The 18,859-nt window shown below is 67.4% G+C and carries 19 protein-coding genes; 11 read left to right on the plus strand and 8 right to left on the minus strand.

All coding sequences use genetic code 11. The annotated features are described in order from the left end of the window. The first annotated feature begins 188 nt into the window (after positions 1–188). The 3 genes from ACFVUS_RS17840 (at position 189) to ACFVUS_RS17850 (ending at position 3,767) form a co-directional block, all read left to right on the plus strand. A complete protein-coding gene (locus ACFVUS_RS17840; RefSeq protein WP_364641439.1) occupies positions 189–815 on the plus strand; it encodes a resuscitation-promoting factor Rpf1 domain-containing protein in 627 nt (208 codons plus the stop codon). A gap of 155 nt (positions 816–970) precedes the next feature. Further along, entirely contained in the window at positions 971–1,159 is a 189-nt protein-coding gene (locus ACFVUS_RS17845; protein WP_067568388.1) for a hypothetical protein, read from the plus strand. Positions 1,160–1,502: 343 nt separating this feature from the next. Further along, positions 1,503–3,767 carry a helicase-associated domain-containing protein gene (locus ACFVUS_RS17850; protein ID WP_387769943.1) on the plus strand — a complete coding sequence of 755 codons (2,265 nt, stop codon included), beginning with the start codon at positions 1,503–1,505 and terminating at the stop codon, positions 3,765–3,767. A gap of 3 nt (positions 3,768–3,770) precedes the next feature. On the opposite strand, the gene ACFVUS_RS17855 is transcribed toward ACFVUS_RS17850, so the two are convergent. Both ACFVUS_RS17855 and ACFVUS_RS17860 read right to left on the minus strand, forming a co-directional pair. Continuing rightward, complete coding sequence (locus tag ACFVUS_RS17855; protein WP_387767028.1) at positions 3,771–4,298, minus strand: hypothetical protein; 528 nt, start codon at positions 4,296–4,298, stop codon at positions 3,771–3,773. A 96-nt stretch (positions 4,299–4,394) separates the two neighbouring features. Beyond that, a complete protein-coding gene (locus ACFVUS_RS17860) occupies positions 4,395–5,927 on the minus strand; it encodes a cellulase family glycosylhydrolase (RefSeq protein WP_387767031.1) in 1,533 nt (510 codons plus the stop codon). Positions 5,928–6,113: 186 nt separating this feature from the next. On the opposite strand from ACFVUS_RS17860, the gene ACFVUS_RS17865 reads away from it, so the two are divergent. From ACFVUS_RS17865 to ACFVUS_RS17880, 4 genes are all read left to right on the plus strand, one after another. Beyond that, entirely contained in the window at positions 6,114–7,772 is a 1,659-nt protein-coding gene (locus ACFVUS_RS17865) for a DNA repair helicase XPB (RefSeq protein WP_387767034.1), read from the plus strand. Between the two features lie 38 nt (positions 7,773–7,810). Further along, on the plus strand, positions 7,811–8,479 hold the full coding sequence (locus ACFVUS_RS17870; RefSeq protein ID WP_387767037.1) for a DUF3239 domain-containing protein: 669 nt from the start codon (positions 7,811–7,813) through the stop codon (positions 8,477–8,479). Between the two features lie 46 nt (positions 8,480–8,525). Continuing rightward, the gene (locus ACFVUS_RS17875; RefSeq protein ID WP_387767040.1) at positions 8,526–9,164 is read left to right on the plus strand and encodes a LysE family translocator; all 639 of its coding nucleotides are present in this window, start codon (positions 8,526–8,528) and stop codon (positions 9,162–9,164) included. 67 nt (positions 9,165–9,231) lie between these two features. Next, positions 9,232–10,641, plus strand: a complete 1,410-nt coding sequence (locus ACFVUS_RS17880) for a M1 family metallopeptidase (RefSeq protein ID WP_387767043.1) — start codon at positions 9,232–9,234, stop codon at positions 10,639–10,641. Between the two features lie 45 nt (positions 10,642–10,686). On the opposite strand, the gene ACFVUS_RS17885 is transcribed toward ACFVUS_RS17880, so the two are convergent. After that, on the minus strand, positions 10,687–11,331 hold the full coding sequence (locus tag ACFVUS_RS17885) for a LysE family translocator (RefSeq protein ID WP_387767046.1): 645 nt from the start codon (positions 11,329–11,331) through the stop codon (positions 10,687–10,689). A gap of 173 nt (positions 11,332–11,504) precedes the next feature. Next, positions 11,505–12,686 carry a pyridoxal phosphate-dependent aminotransferase gene (locus ACFVUS_RS17890; RefSeq protein WP_387767049.1) on the minus strand — a complete coding sequence of 394 codons (1,182 nt, stop codon included), beginning with the start codon at positions 12,684–12,686 and terminating at the stop codon, positions 11,505–11,507. 173 nt (positions 12,687–12,859) lie between these two features. On the opposite strand from ACFVUS_RS17890, the gene ACFVUS_RS17895 reads away from it, so the two are divergent. Beyond that, entirely contained in the window at positions 12,860–13,117 is a 258-nt protein-coding gene (locus tag ACFVUS_RS17895; protein WP_387767052.1) for a hypothetical protein, read from the plus strand. 79 nt (positions 13,118–13,196) lie between these two features. On the opposite strand, the gene sigJ is transcribed toward ACFVUS_RS17895, so the two are convergent. Continuing rightward, complete coding sequence (gene sigJ / locus ACFVUS_RS17900) at positions 13,197–14,123, minus strand: RNA polymerase sigma factor SigJ (RefSeq protein ID WP_387767055.1); 927 nt, start codon at positions 14,121–14,123, stop codon at positions 13,197–13,199. Positions 14,124–14,300: 177 nt separating this feature from the next. On the opposite strand from sigJ, the gene ACFVUS_RS17905 reads away from it, so the two are divergent. Next, the gene (locus tag ACFVUS_RS17905) at positions 14,301–14,882 is read left to right on the plus strand and encodes a GNAT family N-acetyltransferase (protein ID WP_387767058.1); all 582 of its coding nucleotides are present in this window, start codon (positions 14,301–14,303) and stop codon (positions 14,880–14,882) included. Positions 14,883–15,210: 328 nt separating this feature from the next. Here the strand turns inward: ACFVUS_RS17905 and ACFVUS_RS17910 are convergent, their stop codons facing one another. The 3 genes from ACFVUS_RS17910 to ACFVUS_RS17920 form a co-directional block, all read right to left on the minus strand. Then, positions 15,211–16,308, minus strand: coding sequence for a 3-deoxy-7-phosphoheptulonate synthase (locus tag ACFVUS_RS17910; RefSeq protein ID WP_387767061.1), 1,098 nt, complete (start codon positions 16,306–16,308; stop codon positions 15,211–15,213). Positions 16,309–16,596: 288 nt separating this feature from the next. Next, positions 16,597–16,959: a PH domain-containing protein gene (locus ACFVUS_RS17915; RefSeq protein WP_364641476.1), complete on the minus strand. Its 363-nt coding sequence runs from the start codon at positions 16,957–16,959 to the stop codon at positions 16,597–16,599. Further along, positions 16,956–17,840, minus strand: a complete 885-nt coding sequence (locus ACFVUS_RS17920) for an oxidoreductase (protein ID WP_387767064.1) — start codon at positions 17,838–17,840, stop codon at positions 16,956–16,958. Before ACFVUS_RS17920 ends, ACFVUS_RS17915 begins: the two co-directional genes overlap by 4 nt. A 159-nt stretch (positions 17,841–17,999) precedes the next feature. Between ACFVUS_RS17920 and ACFVUS_RS17925 the strand changes: the two genes are divergently transcribed. Further along, positions 18,000–18,164: a DUF5993 family protein gene (locus tag ACFVUS_RS17925; protein WP_387767067.1), complete on the plus strand. Its 165-nt coding sequence runs from the start codon at positions 18,000–18,002 to the stop codon at positions 18,162–18,164. Next, complete coding sequence (locus tag ACFVUS_RS17930) at positions 18,158–18,820, plus strand: disulfide bond formation protein B (protein WP_387767070.1); 663 nt, start codon at positions 18,158–18,160, stop codon at positions 18,818–18,820. Before ACFVUS_RS17925 ends, ACFVUS_RS17930 begins: the two co-directional genes overlap by 7 nt. Positions 18,821–18,859: the final 39 nt, after the last annotated feature.

The following is an 18,859-nucleotide window of genomic DNA, read 5'->3' on the forward strand; positions in this document are numbered from 1 at the left end:
ACTTTTCAGCCGGGTCAGCCCGGCGCCACCGGCCCGCCGCACCGAACCTCACCCCGCGGGCACGGACCCCAACTGGAACCCAGGGGTGAGGGCGAGGAACAGCGCGCACCAGCGCGCCGGAGCGGACGACCTCTCAGTTCGCCCCCGGTAGTCAACCCTCGAGGCGCGTACGAGAGGAAAACCCGAAAATGAGTGGACGCCATCGCAAGCCGAGTAACACCGGTCGCACGGTCGCCAAGGTAGCCCTGACGGGCATCGCCCTCGGTGGAGCCGGAGTGGCCCTGGCCGGTAACGCCAGCGCGGCACCCGACTCCGACTGGGATCGCCTCGCGCAGTGCGAGGCCGGAGGCAACTGGGGCATCAACACCGGCAACGGTTTCCAGGGTGGGCTGCAGTTCTCGCCCAGCACCTGGACCGCCCACGGCGGCGGCGAATACGCCCCCACCGCCAACCAGGCCAGCCGCGAGCAGCAGATCACCGTCGCCGAGAAGGTGCTCGCCTCGCAGGGCTGGGGCGCCTGGCCCTCCTGCTCCTCGAGCCTCGGCCTGCACAGCGCACCGTCGCAGCGCACCGCTCCGCAGACGGAAGCGCCGACCAAGTGGAACCCGCCGAGCCCGGGCAACGTCCAGGCCGCCGACGGCAGCCAGCAGGTCTTCCAGGCCGTCGACAAGGCCATGGAGATCGCGCAGTCGCAGGGCATCAACATCCCGCAGCCGGTGCTGGACTTCCTGAATGTCAGCAAGGCCAACAACACTCAGCTCGATCCCACGATCGTCAACTTCTTCCAGGCGAACAAGGGTCTGCTCCCCCACTGAGACACCTCGTTCGCGTATACAGACGCCCCGCATCAATGACGATGCGGGGCGTTTGTGTTTTCCGGGTACCCGGTTGCTGTCGGAACGCCGTGCGCCGGGCAAACATCCGGGTGCCGGAGGGGGCGCGTCGGTAACGCTCATGTCAGAATGAGCGCGTGGTGAACAAATCGAAGAAACCCTACGTCGACAATGGCTGGCCGGAGACGGCCAATGGCGATCACGCCGTCACCGAGCTCTCGTCGACCCGCTCGGGCGGTCTCTCCCCGTACGGTGAGGACACCGAGTTCCCGCTCCCCGTGGATCAGCTGCCCTACGTGCACCCGCACACGATCATCAACCGCTGATCAGCCGCTACACCGATAACCATGCGGTTAACGGCACGGCTCGCATTCGCACGGCCGCCGCACCCGCGGCGGCCGTGCGGCCGTGCCCGACGCCGCGTCTCCGCCGTGCCCCGGACCGGATCATCTCCGGTCCCCGCGCACGGCCCTCATTCCACCTGTCTCGCTGTGCTTTCGAGGCAACCGCATTCGTCCGCCTGGATCGGGTGAAGTGACCGATACCGTTCCCCCCGCCGACGCTGACGGCGCAACCTCCGCCGCGCCCGATGCCGCGCCGGATAAGCCCGCCAAGGCGATCAAGGCCGCCAAACCGCGTAAGTCGACGAAGGCGGTCGAGGCCGCGACGTTGACCGAATGGCTGGCGGCGCTCGGGGATGACGCGCTCGTGGAGCTCTTGCAGGTGCGCCCGGATCTGGCGGTGCCATTGCCCGCCTCCATGGCGGTGCTGGCGGCTCGGACCGAACAGCGGGCGTCGGTACTGCGGGCCACCGATGAATTGGACACACTCGACTTCGCGGTCATCGAAACCCTTGTGGTGCAACGGGCCGCGGATCTGCGCGATCCGCAGCCCGCGCCGCGCACGGTGCTGACCAAGATCCTCGGCGATCGAGTCGGCAAGGCCGCGATCGACGCGTCGGTGGCGAAGCTGCGGGCGCGGGCGCTGGTATGGGGGTCGGACAAGGCCCTGCATCTGACCTCCGCGGCGCAGGAGGCGCTGCCATGGCCGCTGGGCAGCACCACCGAACTGCCGGACTCGCTCACCGAGCCCGAGATCAATGCCGCACTGGCGGAACTGCTTGCGCCCGAACGCGGACTGCTGGAGAAGCTGGCCGCGACCGGGCCGCGCGGGCGCACCCGCGATGCCGCACCGGGTACGCCGGAGGATCGGCCGGTACAGCGGCTGCTGGCGCGCCGACTATTGCGCTGGATCGATGACGAGACGGTGGAACTGCCGATCTCGGTGGGCCAGGTGCTGCGCGATGAACCGGTCACCGATCCGCACGCGCTCACGCCGCCGCAACCGGAATTGCGTAAGCAGGGCAGCGCGGATGTGAACGCGGCGGCCGCCGGTGAGGTCGGAGAGCTGTTGCGGCACAGCGCTTCCATCCTCGACGTACTCGCCCAGGGGCCCGCGCCGGCACTGCGCTCGGGCGGGCTGGGGGTGCGAGAGATCCGCCGGGTGGTGAAGCAGACCGGGGTCGACGAGGCCCGGGTCGGCCTCATCGCCGAGGTGCTGGCCGCAGCCCGGCTGCTGGACAAGGGTTCGCCCGAACCGCTGCCCGATGACGGCACCGAGGATTTCTGGGCGCCAACCACCACCTCCGACGCCTGGCTGGCCGTGGTCCCCGCGCGCCGCTGGGTGGTGCTCGCGCAGGCCTGGCTGGACCTGGATCGCTTCCCGTGGATGATCGGCGCGCGGGACGCCAATGACAAACCGCTCGCCGCGCTCTCGGCGGAGCTGCGCAATGTGCACGCGGTCCGGGATCGCCGCGCGATCCTGCGCCTGCTGGCCGAATACCCTTCCGGCAACGCGGTTTCCGCCGCCGATCTGGGCCGGGCGCTGGCATGGCGGCAGCCGCGCTGGCGACGGCACTACCGGCTGGACGCGGTGGAACGCACACTCGCCGAGGCCGAGACCCTCGGCCTGGTGGCGCGCGGTGCGGTCACCTCGGCGGGCCGGGCGCTGCTGCACGGCAGTGCGGAGGACGCGGAATCGGAGATGGCGGCGGCCCTGCCCGATCCGGTGGATCACGTGCTTGTGCAGGCCGATCTGACGGTGATCGCGCCCGGGCCGCTGGTGCCCGAGCTGCTGGACCGGATCTCCCTGGTCGCCGATGTCGAATCGGCCGGTGCGGCAACGGTTTACCGGCTGAGCGAGAATTCGGTGCGGCGCGCCCTGGACGCGGGCGCGACCGCGGCGGAACTGCACAACCTGTTCACCACGCATTCGCGCACCCCGGTGCCGCAGGCGCTCACCTATCTGATCGACGATGTGGCGCGGCGACACGGGCGACTACGCGCGGGTATGGCTCAATCCTTCGTCCGCAGTGAGGATCCCGCGCTACTGGCGGAGGTGCTGGCCGCGCCCGTCGCGGGTCAGCTGGCCCTGCGCGCGGTCGCTCCCACCGTCGCCATTTCGCAGGCTCCACTGGGCGAGGTGCTCGAACATCTGCGCGCGGCGGGCTTCAGCCCGGCGGGTGAGGACTCCTCCGGCGCGATCGTGGATCTGCGCCCGCGCGGGGCGCGCATTCCGGCCCGGTCCGGGCAGAAGCCGAACTGGCGGCCGAATCCACCCAGCCTCGAACAACTTCAGGCCCTGGTGGCGGAATTGCGCGCGGGCGAGCGTGCGGCGCAATCCCGTTCGGGACAGACCGTGCGCTCTGACGGCACCCGCACCACCACCGCCGCCACCCTGAACCTGCTCCAATTGGCTTCCCGCACCAGGCGTCCGGTGCATATCGGCTACGTGGACGCCTCCGGCGTGGCCACCCAGCGCGTGGTCGAACCGCTGAAAGTCGGTGGCGGCCAACTCGATGCCCTCGATCCGGTAACCGGCGCGATCCGGCACTTCACCCTGCACCGCATCGCGTCGGTAGCGCTGATCGAATAACTCCTACTTCGGGTTCCCGAGGCAGAAGGTGGTCTTCGGGTCCGAGACCGTGCGGAAGCCGATCGCGGTGGTGGCGTCACACAGGAATTCGTCGGCCTGACCGTCGATGCGCTTGGTGACCTTGAAAGAGGCCTCCGGCGCGGCACAATCGACGTTCTTGTAGCCGGTGGTCGGGCTCTCGTTGTAGCAGGCGCCCTCCTTGAAGTTGGGCGTCAGGCACAGGAACGCGGTGGTTCCGCCATTGAGCGTCTCCTCGTACGAGGTCTGCTCTTCCTTGCAGTCGGTCTTCTTGTCGAAGATCTGGGCGACCTTGTAGACCGCCTTCTCCGACGAGCAGTCGACCGGCTCGGTCTTGGAGTCGACCATCGACCCCTCGATCACATTGATGCAGTCGCCGACCTTGGCCTTGGCGGTATCGGACTTGCTGGCGTCCTTGATCATCGAACAACCGGTCACTGCCAGCGCGGCCACCGCCACGGCCACCAGGGCCAGCACGAGGCGCAGTAGCGGCCTCGTTCCTGTGAACTTCACCTGCGAAAACCTTTCTCACCGTTCAATTCACGGCTGCCGTGAACGCGGTGAGGATACCTTTGCGCTATCGCCGACCGCATCACCGGAATTGGGGATTTACGAACCCGAGGCGGAACCGGAGGACGAACCCGCCGAACCCGACGAGCCGGCCGATCCGGTGCCGATCGGACCTGTCGGCACAGTAGCGCCCTTGGAGCCCGGACGGTTGATGTAGACGCTGACCGGCGACGCGGAGGACGGTTGCACGGTCACCACCCGCGCCCCCGGCGGTGAGGTGACGGTCCCGCCGTCGACGCGAACCTCGTAACCGCCCGGGTAGTGCAGATCGGATACATAGATCTCGGTCGGCCGCGGCCCGGCGTGCGGGGTGTAGCGGTAGGCGAAGTCGCCGGTGTCCGCGTCGAAGATCATCCGGCCCGGTGTGCCCGCGGTGGCCTGCGGATAGGTCCGCACCAATTGCCTGCCGATATCGCCGAGAAACGGATCGGGGCGCGGTCCGGGTGCACCGAAGCGCGAGGCGTAATGCCAGTACTGCCAGCTGATGAAGCGCTCATCGGCGCGAATCACGGTGTTGCGCAGCACGGTCGGATCACCGTCGCCGAATTCGGTGACCAGCGTGGGCAGGTGCGTGCGGTTGGTGAAGGAGTCGATATTGCCCCAGGTCTTGTCCTGCTGCACCGGGCACAGGCCGCGCAGGAAGGCGGGCAGGCCCAGGTAGATGGCGAGCTGACTGGGAATGCAGTAGTCGTGCGGGCCGAACGCGATATCGGGCGCGGTGATGGGCGGATTCTTGCCGAGGTTGGACGGCATGGTCTCGTTCCAGGTGACATTGGGTTCCCAGAACACCATGGTGTTCGCATTGCGCGACCGCACCGCATCGGTCAACTTCTGCATGGCCGCTTGGTATTTCACGTCGAAGCCCGGACAGCCGTTGGGGAAGCAGGACAGGAACGCGCTGCCCGGCCACGGCTCGTTCAGGAGCTCGAAGCCGAGCACCCCGGCATGCCCGTCCAGCCGTGCCGCGAGCGCGCCGAGCGCGGTGCCGAGATAGTCGAGAACCCCATTGCTGTTGTTCCACACCTCATCCCAGCCCTGATTCATGCTGGGCATGAGGTAGTAGAGCGGGAAGCCGAGATTCGGTTCCAGCGCTCCCGGACGGGATTTCAGCGCCCATTCGGGAAAGCCGTTGCCGCCCCACACTTTCGAGAGTCCGTCCTGATGGTTGTCCAGCAGGGTGTGAATCCCGTTCTGCGCCAGGGTGTCCACCACCGTGGCGACGCGGTCCAGGTACGCGGTGTCGACCACGCCCTTGGTCGGCATGAGCCCGTCGAAGGACACCCCGAGCCGCACGGTGTTGAATCCGTGCCCGGCCAGCAGCGCGGCGTCCTCGGCGGTGAGGGTGAACCCGTCCCCCGGTTCGATGTACGGCGCGTCCTTGTCGACATTGTTGACCCCGTGCAGCAGCACGACCCGCCCGAATTCGTCGACGAAGCTGTTGCCGTCGGTGTGCACGGCCATGCCTCCGGGCGGTGCGGCCTGCGCGGTCTGCGGTGTGACCAGCAACGCTCCCCCGAGTGCCGCCGCGACCAGGCTCGCCTGCCACCGTCTGCCCCGTAATACCCTGCGCATCGGCACCTCTATTCAGCTTTCGACATAACACGGACTATCTGGACAACTGCCCAAGTTGGAAGGGATCGTAGCCACCGAAACTCGGGGCTTGACCGTTTTCGCCGAATTGCCCGTCGCCGCGCTGTCGGTGCCATCAGGAACAATGGACAACGGCCCTGGTTCGGGGCCGACAAGCCAGGAGGTGCCGTGACCGACGGACCGCTCATCGTTCAAAGCGATAAGACACTGCTGCTCGAGGTGGATCACGAGGCCGCGAACGCCGCCCGGCAGTCCATCGCGCCGTTCGCGGAATTGGAGCGGGCGCCCGAGCACGTGCACACCTACCGGATCACCCCGCTGGCGCTGTGGAATGCCCGCGCCGCCGGTCACGATGCCGAGCAGGTGGTCGACGCGCTGGTGAAGTTCTCCCGGTACGCCGTCCCGCAGCCGCTGCTGGTGGACATCGTCGACACCATGGCCCGGTACGGGCGGCTCCAGCTGGTGAAGAATCCCGCGCACGGGCTCACCCTGGTCAGCCTGGATCGCGCGGTGCTGGAAGAGGTGCTCCGGCACAAGAAGATCGCACCCATGCTCGGCGCGCGGGTGGACGATGACACCGTGGTGGTGCATCCGTCCGAGCGCGGGCGCATCAAGCAGATGCTGTTGAAGATCGGCTGGCCCGCCGAGGACCTCGCCGGTTATGTGGACGGCGAGGCGCACACCATCGACCTCGATTACGAGGGCGGGCACTGGGAGCTGCGCGATTATCAGCAGATGGCCGCGGATTCGTTCTGGGCGGGCGGCTCCGGCGTGGTCGTGCTGCCCTGTGGCGCGGGCAAGACCATGGTGGGCGCGGCGGCCATGGCCAAGGCCAAGGCGACCACGCTGATCCTGGTCACCAATACCGTGGCCGGGCGGCAGTGGCGGCGCGAGCTGCTGGCCCGCACCTCGCTCACCGAGGACGAGATCGGCGAATACTCCGGTGAGCGCAAGGAGATTCGCCCGGTCACCATCGCCACCTATCAGGTGATCACGCGCAAGACCAAGGGCGAGTACCGGCATCTGGAGCTGTTCGACAGCCGCGACTGGGGTCTGGTCATCTACGACGAGGTGCATCTGCTGCCCGCGCCGGTCTTCCGGATGACCGCGGATCTACAGTCCCGCCGCCGTCTCGGCCTGACCGCGACGCTGGTGCGCGAGGACGGCCGCGAGGGCGATGTCTTCTCGCTCATCGGACCCAAGCGCTATGACGCGCCCTGGAAGGATATCGAGGCGCAGGGCTGGATCGCCCCGGCCGATTGTGTCGAGGTGCGGGTGACGCTCACCGATGCCGAACGTATGGCATACGCCACAGCCGAGCCCGAGGAGCGCTACAAACTGTGCTCCACCGCGCGCACCAAACTGCCGGTGGTGGAATCGATTCTGGCCCAGCACAAAGGCTCGCCGAGCCTGGTGATCGGCGCGTACCTGGATCAGCTGGACGAGCTGGGCGAACACCTGAACGCCCCGGTCATCCAGGGTTCCACCACGACCAAGGAGCGCGAGAAGCTGTTCGACGCGTTCCGGCAGGGCGAGATTCCGGTGCTGGTGGTCAGCAAGGTCGCGAATTTCTCCATCGATCTGCCGGAAGCCTCTGTGGCAGTGCAGGTTTCGGGCACTTTCGGCTCCAGGCAGGAGGAGGCGCAGCGTTTGGGCCGACTGCTGCGGCCGAAACAGGATGGCGGCCAGGCTCACTTCTATTCCGTTGTCGCACGTGACACGCTGGACGCCGAATACGCCGCGCACCGGCAGCGTTTCCTTGCGGAGCAGGGGTATGCCTATCGCATCACCGATGCGGACGACCTGCTGGGGCCGACGTTAGGATAACTGGAGGACTAGCCTCCAGTAGGCGGGAGGGAAGGCACGTGCGACGCTTCGAATTCGCGGTCGACCGTGAACATGCCCGGGCGGTCAACGAAGTCGTCGCCGATCTGCGGCGGTTGCGGGTGTTCGGGGTGGGCGCGGCAATAGTGCTGGGGCTGGGCACCGCTTTCCTGGTGTGGGTGAATCACCCGTGGTCATGGCTGCTGGCGGTGGCCTTCCTGCTGGGGGCGGTCACCTCGCTGTTCATCGGCCTGTGGACACCGCATCGGGGGCGGGTCGACAAGCTCTATGCCGCAGGCGAACTGGTGCCGGCGGTGGTGTCGGAGACCAGCGGTTCGGGGGCGACGCTGCTGGCGCTGGTGGATCTGGCCAAGCCGAATACCGACGGCCCGCGCTATGCCCTGGTGACCCGCACGGTGCGCGCGCTGCCCGGGCATCGGACCCGGATCGGTGAACAGGTCCCGTCGGTGACGGTGCGGATCGATCGCGCACCCGGTTCGGTCGGGGAACTGTGGCAGTCGGTGAGCGCCATGCCGATCGCGTGGGGCACCCGGGATCTCAATGTCATCGAACGGGCGCGCACCTCGATCCGTGAGGTCGAATGGCAGCTGCTCACCGACAATCTGGATCTGGCGGACAAGGTGCGGCACGTGGATGCCAAACGGCTGCTGCTGGATCCGCAACAGCTCCCCGAGGAGCTACGCGGGTAACCGGGAAGGCCCCGAAATGCCTTGCCCCGGAACGTAGAATGATCCGATGATCCCCGGCGCGAATCTTGCCGCCTTCTTCGTCGCGGCCACCGTTCTCATCGTCATCCCCGGACCGGGCGTGCTCTTCGTCATCGGCCGCGCACTCACCTCCGGGCGCAAGGCCGCCCTGCTATCGGTGCTCGGTCACGCCGTGGGCGTGCTCCTGGTGCTCACCCTGGTCGCGGTCGGGCTCGGCGCGATCGTGGCGGCTTCGGCTATCGCGCTCAACACCGTGAAGCTGGCCGGAGCGGCATACCTGATCTACCTGGGCATTCAGGCAATTCGCGAGCGAAAATCACTGCGCGAGGCATGGGAATCGCATCGCGAGGTGGCCGAGGGCGGCAAGCTGCTGCGGCAGGCGTTCCTGGTGGGGATCAGCAATCCCAAGGCCATCATCTTCTTCTCCGCGGTGCTGCCGCAGTTCGTCTATCCGGATAGTGGTCCGGTCCCCGTGCAGATGCTCATCCTCGGCCTCATCTTCCTGGCCATCGCGGTGGTCTCGGACAGCGCCTGGGCACTGGTGGCGGGGTTGGCGCGGGATTGGTTCGCGCGCTCACCCAAGCGGCTGGAGACGGTCGGCGGCGCGGGCGGGGTGATGATCATCGGACTCGGCGCCAGCGTTGCCGTGTCGGGCACCAGTCATTGAGTGCGGCGGCGACTAGCATCGCCCCGGGGGTTCTTTCATTTCGCGCCGGAAAGGGGCGGTTCGACGTATGAGGCACAGCTGGTGGCGGTACACGGTGGTCGGCGCGGTACTGCTGGCGGGCGCGAACGCCGTTCCCGCACAGGGTGATCCGGGCGATCCGTTCGCCGGTGCGCCGGGACTCGGCGATCCGTACTACCCGCTGGACGGCAATGGCGGCTACGACGCCAAGAACTACGACATCACCCTCGGCTACGACCCGGCCTCGCACGCCATGACCGGCTCCACCCGGGTGGACGCGGTCGCCACCCAGGCGCTGCGCACGTTCAACCTGGACTACAGCGGCCCGGCGATCTCGAAGGTGACGGTCAATAATCTGCCCGCCTGGTTCGATCGCACCCAGGAGCACGAGCTGGTGATCACGCCCATGCTGCCGCTGCTGCCCGGCCTGCCCTTCACGGTGCAGGTGGAGTACGGCGGCGATATCACCGGTACCGACGGCGAGGGCTGGGTGCTGTCTCCCAGCGGCGGGGCTTTCGTTGCGGGCGAACCGCATTCGGCCTCGGCCTGGTATCCGCTCAATGACACGCCTTTGGACAAGGCCACTTTCGCGCTGCACGCCACCGTGCCCGCCGAATGGGAGGTCATGTCCAATGGATTGAAGATCCGCGATGAGGTGCACGGGGCCAATCGCACGGTCGATTGGGAGATGCGCCAGCCCGTGGTCGGCTATCTGACCACCATCGCCATCGACAAATTCGATTTCCTGGCGCAGCAGCGCGCCAATGGCACACCGCTTTTGAGCGCGTTCGCACCGGACGTCAAACAGTCCACCCGCGATACCGAGGCCCGGCTGCCGGAGTTCCTGGACTTCCTGGAGCAGCTGTACGGCCCGTACCCGTTCGACACCGCGGGCGGCATCTACGTCGACACCGACCTCCAGTTCTCCCTGGAGACCCAGTCCCGCCCCATCTACGCGCCCTGGACCGATCTGGACACGGTGGTGCACGAGCTGACCCACCAGTGGTGGGGCGATTCCATGTCGGTCAAGCAGTGGTCCGATATCTGCCTGAACGAATGCTTCGCCAGCTACACCGCCGACTACCTGTGGCCCGAACGCATGGAGGGCAAGGACGTCGACGCGATGTATCGCGAGACCGTCGCCAAATACCGTGGCGAGGACAAGTTCTGGCGCATCATGCTGCAAAACCCCGGCGTCGGAAACGAATTCACGGCCGTCTACTACCGCGGCCCGCTCTTCCTGCACGCCCTGCGCCGCACCATGGGCGATGCCGCCTTCTTCGGCGCCGTCCACGATTTCGTGGACGGCCACCGCTACGGCAACGCCTCCATGCCGGAGTTCCGCCAGTTCATGCAGTCCCGCACCCCGATAGACCTCACCGGCTTCCTGACCGCCTGGCTGGACCGCTCCGAACCCCCGGCCGACGAATACCTCTACCCGGGCTCCCTGCGCTCCTGAGCGCCGAAACTACAAGCCGCGCCGCCTGTTCCGGCTGTTGACCGGTCAGGCGGGCAGCGGCCGGGCGCGGTCGGTTGCCACCAGGGCCGCCATCACGCCCAGCACCGAACCGGTGACCAGACGCTGGGCGCGCAGCCACAGCGGGCGGGCCGACAGGAAAGTGGCGAGGGCACCCGCGCTCAGCACGATGAGGCCGTTGACGGTGATGGCGATGGCGATCTGGACCGCGCCGAGGGCGAGGCTTTGGATCCAGACCGAACCGTGGGCGGGGACCACGAATTGGGGGATCAGGGCCATGTACATGATGGCGATCTTGGGGTTCAGCAGGTTGGTGACGAAACCCATGGCGAACAGGCGGCGGGTGGGGTCGGCGGGCATGGCCTCGGGGGCGAAGGCCGAAAGTCCGCCGGGGCGCAGGGTTTTCCAGGCTAGGTAGACCAGGTAGGCGGCACCGGCCAGTTTCAAGGCCAGATACAGCGCGGGCACCATGGCGAAGACCGCGGTGATACCGGCCGTTGCCGCTGCCAAATACACCGCGAACCCCGCGGCCACGCCCGTGAGGGAGATGAATCCGGCGCGGCGGCCCTGGGACACGGTGCGCGAGACCAGATACATCATGTTCGGGCCGGGCGTGAGCACCATGCCCAGCGCGATCGACGCGACACCGAGTACAGCGGCCATCTGGATCATGACCTAGATCCTGCGCGGACTGGCCCGCCCTGTCGCGGGCCAGTCGCACACGAGTGGACCGCACGAATCACGCGGCGGACTGCTCCTCGCCATCCCGGCATGCTTTTGGCCGGGATCCATAGCGTTCGGCAGACCGCTTCGGGGTGCGGAACACGCCGGGATGACGGAGGAAGTCAGCGGGCGGAGGCGGTGCGGCCCGCGCGCAGGCGGCGGACGCCCTCGGCGATGGTTTCCTCTTTCTTGCAGAAGGTGAAGCGGACCAGGTGGTTCCAGGAGGCCTTGTCGTCGGCGAAGACGCTGACCGGGACCGCGGCCACGCCGAGGCGTTCGGGAAGTTCGCGGCAGAAGTCATAGGCGTCGGCCGCCCCGAGCGGGGTGATGTCGGCGCAGACGAAATAGGTGCCGTCGCTGCGCTTTACGCCGAAGCCCGCCTCGGACAGCGCGGCGGACAGGCGCAGGCGCTTCTCGGAGAGGGTGTCCCGCAGTGCGGCCACCCAGCCCTGCGAATGCTCCAGGGCGTGGGCGACGGCGGGCTGGAAGGGGCCGCCGCCGACGAAGGTGAGGAACTGCTTGGCGGCCAGCACGGCGTCGATCAGCGGGGCGGGGGCGCAGGCCCAGCCGATCTTCCAGCCGGTGACGCTGAAAGTCTTGGCGGCGCTGGAGATCACGACGGTGCGCTCGAACATGCCGGGCAGGGTGGCGATGCTGATGTGCTGATGCCCGTCGAAGGTCAAATGCTCGTACGCCTCGTCCGACATGACGTACAGGTCGTGTTCGATGGCGAGCTGGGCGATGGCGGTCAGATCCGCGCGCGAGAGCACGGCGCCGGTCGGGTTGTGCGGTGAATTCACCAGCAGCATGCGGGTTCTGGGGGTGATGGCGGCGCGCAGGCTGTCCAGATCGAGGGCGAAGCCGTCACCGTCCGGGACCAGCCGCGCGGTGCGGCGCTGCGCCCCGGCCAGTGCGATGGCGGCGGCGTAGGAGTCGTAGTAGGGCTCGATGAGCACCACTTCGTCACCGGGTTCGACCAATCCGAGAATGGTGGCGGCAATGGCCTCGGTGGCGCCGACGGTCACCAGTACCTGACTGTCCGGGTCGTAGTGGGTGCCGTAGCGGCGGGCGCGGTCGGTCGCAATCGCTTGGCGCAGTACGGGTACGCCGCGGCCGGGCGGGTACTGGTTGAAACCGTCGGCGATGGCCTGCCGGGCCACGTCGAGCATGCCGACGGGGCCGTCGGAGTCCGGAAAGCCCTGCCCCAGATTGACGGCGCCGTGCCGGACGGCGAGTTCGGTCATCTCAGCAAAGATCGTCGAGGCGTAGGGGCGCAGCCGGGCGACGGTCGGAATCTGGCGCATGTCCGGAGGATAGTCCACCCACCGCAATGGTTGCGAAACGATAGCGAAAGGCTATGTTTCACTTTGCGATCGAGTCCCCTACCTGGCTCGTTGTGCAACGCCCCAAAGGCGGCTAGCCTGCCCGTGTTTTATCTCACAACCGCCGATCAGCGGTTTCTCGAAAGGGGCGAAATATGCCCTCGGTATTGGATCTTCTTCTGCACCCGACGCAGGGTATTGATCTCGCACATCAGATTGCTCATCAGCTTATTGCTGGCAACTGGAGCACCGGCGACTGGAACCTCGGCTCCAGCTTCCCGCCCTCCGGTTCGGGTGGCTCCGGCTCCGGTACCGGTTCCGGTATCGGAAACTGCATGCCCACCGGCTCGGTCAGCCTGTCCGGCGGTATGGATTGCAGCTCCGGCTCCGGGTTCACCTACCCCCCGAAGTGATGAACTCCGATGTGCGGCATGACGGTCGGGGGTGTGCCGCCCATCGGATTCAGGGAGCCATGGGCGGCGGAGCAGCGCCTCAGTGCGGCAGCCGCAGACCCGCCAGCTTGGCCGGATTGACGAGATCGTATACGCCCCAGACCTTTCCATCGCGCACGGTGAACCCGTAGACCCGCGGCGGAGTGCCGGGACGACCCTGCTCCGAGGCGCGCTCGTGCAGCAGAATGCCCAATTGGCCGTTGACGAGCACGAATTCGAACGCGCCGGACTCGTAGGCCGCCGGATCGTCGAAACCGTGCCGGGTACGCAGCCCCAGCCAGAGCCGGGCGTTCTTGTCCTGGCCCACAACCACATTGATCGCCGTCGAGGTGGTGCCGCCCGCGTCGCCGACAGTGCGCACGTCCGGATGCAGTGCCGCCACAACGGCATTCACATCACCCCGGTAGAGCGCCTCCAGTAGCTGCTGCACCGCCGTGTTGTGCTCACCGTCGGTGACCGGTTCCGGCATGTGCGCCAAGGCTTTTCGCGCCCGCGAGGCCAGCGCCCGCGCCGCCTCGACGGAAACGTCCAGCGTCGAGGCGATCTCGTCGAACGGCACCGAGAACCCGTCGTGCAGCACGAAAGCCACCCGCTGCGGTGGAGTGAGGGTGTCCATGACCACCAAGGCGGCGAAGCGCGCATCCTGTTTGCGCACCACCGCGGCCAGCGGATCGGGCGTGCTGGAGGGTTGTGCGCTGGTCACGATGGGTTCCGGCAACCACTGCCCGACATACTGTTCACGCCGTGCGGCGGCACTGCGCAACCGGTCCAGGCAGATCCGCGAGACGACGGTGGTGAGCCAGGCGCGCAGATCCTCGATCTCGTGCTGGCGGGCCACCGCGAGCCGCAACCAGCTCTCCTGCACCGCGTCCTCGGCATCGACGACGCTGCCCGTCAACCGGTAGGCCACCGAGAGCAGGTGCGGCCGATGGGTTTCGAACAAATCGGTGAGCAGAGCGGCGACCATCGATCAGATCCTACGGTCGCGGTCGGACCAATCGGGCACCGCCCCGGACGGCATGGAGCCGCTCCCGGTTCGCCCGCCCCCGATCAGCGCACCGGCGCCGGCGACGGCGTTCGCACCACCCGGCCGACCACCGCAAACCCGATGCGCCCGTGCGAGGTTCCGTGACAGCATGGCGGAATGGACGCGCGGACGCTCACTAACGGCACGGTGTGGCTGTCCCCGCCGACCGCCCTGGATATCGACGACATCACCGCGTGCTGCCAACAACCCTCGGTCGGCCGCTGGACCACCATGCCGGTCCCCTACATCCGCGCCGACGCCGAGAAGTTCATCTACGACATGGTCACCCCCGGCTGGGCCGACCGCAGCCCCACCTGGGCGCTGCGCCTCGGTGAACATGCTCCGGTCATCGGCATGATCGGCCTCGGCCCGATCGATTCACGCCGCGACCACAATTCGGCCGAAATAGGCTTCTGGCTCTCCGCCGAAGTCCGCGGCCGCGGCCTCATGACCCAGGCCGTGCACCTCGCCTGCGCGGCCGCCTTCGCCCCCGACTGGCTCACCCTGGACCGCATCGAATGGCGCGCCATAGTCGGCAACCACGCCTCCGCCGCCGTAGCCCGCCGCGCCGGCTTCCACTACGAGGGCCTACTCCGCGGCGGCTGCGTCCAACGCGGCACCCGCCTCGACAGCTGGATAGCCGCCCGCCTCCGCACCGATCCCCCCGCCCCGGCCCCCACCTGGCCCGACGGAATCTGACGAAGCAGCCGTCCCGACAACGCCACCACCGTCATCCCGGCATGCTTTTGGCCGGGATCCACACCTGCTGCCGGACAACAGGTTTCAGTGGATCCCGGCCAAAAACGCGCCGGGAAGACGGGGGTTTGCATTCGGGTTCGGGACGTGCCCGAGCGGTTCGATCCGGTCGCGCATTCGCGCGGGAAGGGTCGATCCGGGCGGGCGGCCGTACCGGGAGGGTTCCGGCCCGACACCGGAACCCGCTCTCCCGCAGGCTATTTCAGCCCACACCACGCCAGGCTGTGTCAGCCCCGCGGCCGCGCCAGGTCAGCCCCGCGGCCGCGCCAGGTCAGCCGCGCGCAGCGCGACGGGTTGCTACCGCGTCGGCCAGGACGTCGAGCTGGGTGGCGGTGACGTCCCAGTCGAGGCAGGCGTCGGTGATGGACTGGCCGTAGGTGAGGGTTTCGGGGTGGCCGAGGGTGAGGTCTTGGCGGCCCGCGACCAGGAAGCTCTCCATCATGAGGCCGACGACGGTGTCCTCGCCGGCGGCGATGCGGCCCGCGATATCGGTGACCACGTCGACCTGCTTGTTGTGGTCCTTATTGCTGTTGCCGTGCGAGGCGTCCACCACCAGGCGCTGCGCGAGCGACGACTTCTCCAGGCGGATAAGGGCTTCCGCGCAGGAGTCGGCGTCGAAGTTGGTGCCGTTGCTGCCGCCGCGCAGGATGACGTGGCAGTCCGGGTTGCCCGCGGTGCGGATGAGCGCGGAACGCCCGTCCAGATCGGTGCCGGGGAAGACGTGGCTGGCGGCCGCGGCGCGCACGCCGTCGACCGCGACCTGCACATCACCGTCGGTGCCGTTCTTGATGCCGACCGGCATGGACAGCGCGCTGGACAGCTGCCGGTGCACCTGGCTGGCGGCGGTGCGCGCGCCGATGGCGCCGTAGGACACCAGGTCCGCGATGTACTGCGGGGTGATCGGATCGAGGAATTCGACCGCCACCGGCAAGCCCAGCCCGGTGATGTCGAGCAGCAGTTCGCGGCCGACATTCAGTCCGGTGTTGATATCGAAGCTGCCGTCCAGGTGCGGATCGTTGATCAGACCCTTCCACCCGAGCGTGGTGCGCGGCTTCTCGAAGTAGACGCGCATCACCACGTGCAGCCGGTCTCCGAGCTCGGCGGCCTTGTCGGCGAGCTTGCGGGCGTATTCCATGGCGGCGGCGGTGTCGTGCACCGAGCACGGTCCGACAATCACCATCAGGCGGTCGTCCGTGCCGTTGAGCACCTCGACGGTGGCCTTGCGGCCCGCGCGCACGGTATCGGCGAGCGCGTCGTCGAGCGGGTAGTCGCCGCGCACCTCGGCGGGCGAGCGCAAGGGGCTCACGCTGAGAGTGCGCTGGTCGTCGAGATCGGCATGCCGGGGATCGAGATCGGCAGCGGTAGTCATGTTCGTGGGTTCCTTTTCTCAGGCCGACCCACGGGGATTTCTGACTGTGAACCCCTCGAAGCCGGTCTGTTCATCCGGCTCGGGGTGGAGAAGGTCAGCGCAGGTTCGCGCCGCCGAGCCCACCCGGGGCCGGCTGGCTAAACCAGAAATACACGCGCTGCATGCCCGGCACAGTATCAGAGATGACGGAAATTGCGTGTGGCAGCCGACACACCGTGGGATGACGTCCCAATATGCGAGACGGCGTTCGGGAAACGCCGCCCCGAGAACCCCTTTGCCAGCGGGTAGCTACCGCGCGATGTAGTGCAGGATCACATCGTGCACATGCCGCGTCTTCTCATCGCCGCGGAACTCGACCTCGTAGTTGTTGTGCCCGGTGCTGATCACGATGTGCCCGGACGAGAAGAACTGACCGGCGAACGATTTATTGGTGATCACGCTGACGCTGCTGATCCGCGCGTACGGGATGCTCGTGATGGCGATCTTCTTCCCCACGAACGAATTGTCCTGAATGATCACGCGCCGATCGGTGAGCCCCAGGAATCCGGTGCCGACCCCGATGGCGTCGTACACGGCAAGGATCGTCTCGCCCTGCAACAGTCCCTGCTGAATCTTCTCCAGCTGATCGCGCCGGTCGAACGGAATGCTCATCGGCGGCCGAACGCGTAGCTGACCTTGGTCAGCTGTTCGGACAGTTCCCACAGCCGTCGCGCGGTCACCTCATCGCGGGAGGCGGCGGTGGAGCCGCTCGGCCCGGGATTGCCGCGCAGACCGCGCAATCCGGTGGGGCCGTAGAATCCGCCCGGTCGCACATCGGCGGCGGTGGCGGCGAAAAGGCTTGGCAGCGCGCCCATTTCGGCACTCTGCGCGAAGAGGCGGTTACCGGCGGCGAGGAAGTAGTCCTGGAACGACTCCGTCTTGCCCTGCAATTCGGTCGCGGCATAGCCCGGATGGGCGGCCAGCGACAGCTTCGACGAGCCCGCCGCGGTCAGCCTGCGCTGTAATTCGTAGGCGAACATGAGATTCGCCAGCTTGGACTGCCCGTAGGCGAGCCAGCGCTGATAGCGGCGATGCTCCCAGTTCAGATCGGCCAGATCGATCTTGCCCATGGCGTGCATCCCGCTGGAGAGGGTGACGATGCGATCGCTCACCTTGTCCAGCAGCAGCCCGGTCAGCGCGAAATGGCCGAGATGGTTTGTGCCGATCTGCATTTCGAAGCCGTCGGCGGTGCGCTTGAGCGGCACCGCCATCAGGCCCGCGTTGTTGATCAGTACATCGGCGGCGTCGACGGAATCGGCGAATTCGCGCACCGAGGCCAGATCGGCGAGGTCGAGTCGCCGCACCTGCACGTTCTTGCCGATGCGGTCGGCCACCGAGCGCGCCTTGACCTCGTTGCGGCAGGCCATGATCACCTGCGCCCCGGCCTCGGCGAGGGCTCGCGCGGTGACCGCGCCCAGCCCGCTGTTGGCGCCGGTCACGATGATCGTGCGGCCGGTCTGATCCGGGATGTCGGCTATGCCCCAACCACTCACGAGGTCGAGTCTAGGGGCGCGCGAGCGCGCCCGCCGGATCTCGACGGCAACCGCCACCCGCCCGAAATTCGCCAGCCGGTTGCGAAGCGATTCGAAACGACGGCGTGTCCGGCAAGGCTTGACATGCGTTGACCAGGCAAAGCGGTAGCGTCCGCGCCTATGGACACGCTCATACTCGCGGGTTTGCTAGGCGTGCTGTACCTGATTCTCACCCAGCGTTCGCGGCGCGCGATTCTGACCGGCTGGTGGATCGCCGCCATCGCCTGCGGCGTACTGCTGAAGCTGCACATCACCAGCAGCCTCGGATTGGGGCTGACATGGTGACCGATACCGCGCCCGGAACCGTGGAAAGCCGTGGCGGAGTACTGAATCAGCTGCAATTCTGGCTGGCGCTGATCTTCATGGTCGGCTGGGCCGGGGTGATCTGCGGCGGGCTCGGCTTCCAATTCGTGAACTGGGAGTACCCGTGCCCGCTGTGCATGCTGCAGCGCTACTTCATGATGCTGGCCGCGCTCGGCGGCGCGTACATCGTGCGCAAGGGCATGACCGGGACCATCGCACCGCGCGATTACGCGGTCGGCTGGGGTATGGCGATCGTGGCCTGTTTCGGCGGCGGTTTCACCGCGTGGCGGCAGACCATGCTGCACATCCTGCCGGGCGATCCCGGATATATGGGCGCGGTGTTCGGCCTGCACCTGTACGTGTGGGCGTGGATTCTGTTCGTCGCCGCCATCACGACAATTGGTGTGGTGCTGACGTTTTCGTACGCCACCTCGACGACCACGATTTCGGCGCGGCCGCACCGGGCGGCCGGCATGGCGGCCTTCGGCTTCCTCGCGCTGGTGCTCATCGTGAATCTGGTGGCGACGTTCTTCCTGGAGGGCTTCCACTGGAAGCTGCCCGATGATCCGGCCTGCTATCAGCTGCCGCACGATCTCGGCATCCTGGACGGCGGATGCGAACTGCCCGCCACTCACTGATTGAGATAGGGTTGCCTAACCTTCATTACGCAACCCTTA

It is taken from the genome of Nocardia sp. NPDC058058 (assembly GCF_042885355.1).
Classification (GTDB): Bacteria; Actinomycetota; Actinomycetes; order Mycobacteriales; family Mycobacteriaceae; genus Nocardia.

Excerpts from the sequence above, each read along its gene's own strand:
- ACFVUS_RS17875 (WP_387767040.1), top strand. The coding sequence starts at position 8,526 with ATGATCCCCGGCGCGAATCTTGCCGCCTTCTTCGTCGCGGCCACCGTT.
- ACFVUS_RS17895 (WP_387767052.1), top strand. The coding sequence starts at position 12,860 with ATGCCCTCGGTATTGGATCTTCTTCTGCACCCGACGCAGGGTATTGAT.
- ACFVUS_RS17925 (WP_387767067.1), top strand. The coding sequence starts at position 18,000 with ATGGACACGCTCATACTCGCGGGTTTGCTAGGCGTGCTGTACCTGATT.
- ACFVUS_RS17880 (WP_387767043.1), top strand. The coding sequence starts at position 9,232 with ATGAGGCACAGCTGGTGGCGGTACACGGTGGTCGGCGCGGTACTGCTG.
- ACFVUS_RS17890 (WP_387767049.1), bottom strand. The coding sequence starts at position 12,686 with ATGCGCCAGATTCCGACCGTCGCCCGGCTGCGCCCCTACGCCTCGACG.
- sigJ (WP_387767055.1), bottom strand. The coding sequence starts at position 14,123 with ATGGTCGCCGCTCTGCTCACCGATTTGTTCGAAACCCATCGGCCGCAC.
- ACFVUS_RS17930 (WP_387767070.1), top strand. The coding sequence starts at position 18,158 with ATGGTGACCGATACCGCGCCCGGAACCGTGGAAAGCCGTGGCGGAGTA.
- ACFVUS_RS17905 (WP_387767058.1), top strand. The coding sequence starts at position 14,301 with ATGGACGCGCGGACGCTCACTAACGGCACGGTGTGGCTGTCCCCGCCG.
- ACFVUS_RS17885 (WP_387767046.1), bottom strand. The coding sequence starts at position 11,331 with ATGATCCAGATGGCCGCTGTACTCGGTGTCGCGTCGATCGCGCTGGGC.
- ACFVUS_RS17915 (WP_364641476.1), bottom strand. The coding sequence starts at position 16,959 with ATGAGCATTCCGTTCGACCGGCGCGATCAGCTGGAGAAGATTCAGCAG.
- ACFVUS_RS17910 (WP_387767061.1), bottom strand. The coding sequence starts at position 16,308 with ATGACTACCGCTGCCGATCTCGATCCCCGGCATGCCGATCTCGACGAC.
- ACFVUS_RS17840 (WP_364641439.1), top strand. The coding sequence starts at position 189 with ATGAGTGGACGCCATCGCAAGCCGAGTAACACCGGTCGCACGGTCGCC.
- ACFVUS_RS17860 (WP_387767031.1), bottom strand. The coding sequence starts at position 5,927 with ATGCGCAGGGTATTACGGGGCAGACGGTGGCAGGCGAGCCTGGTCGCG.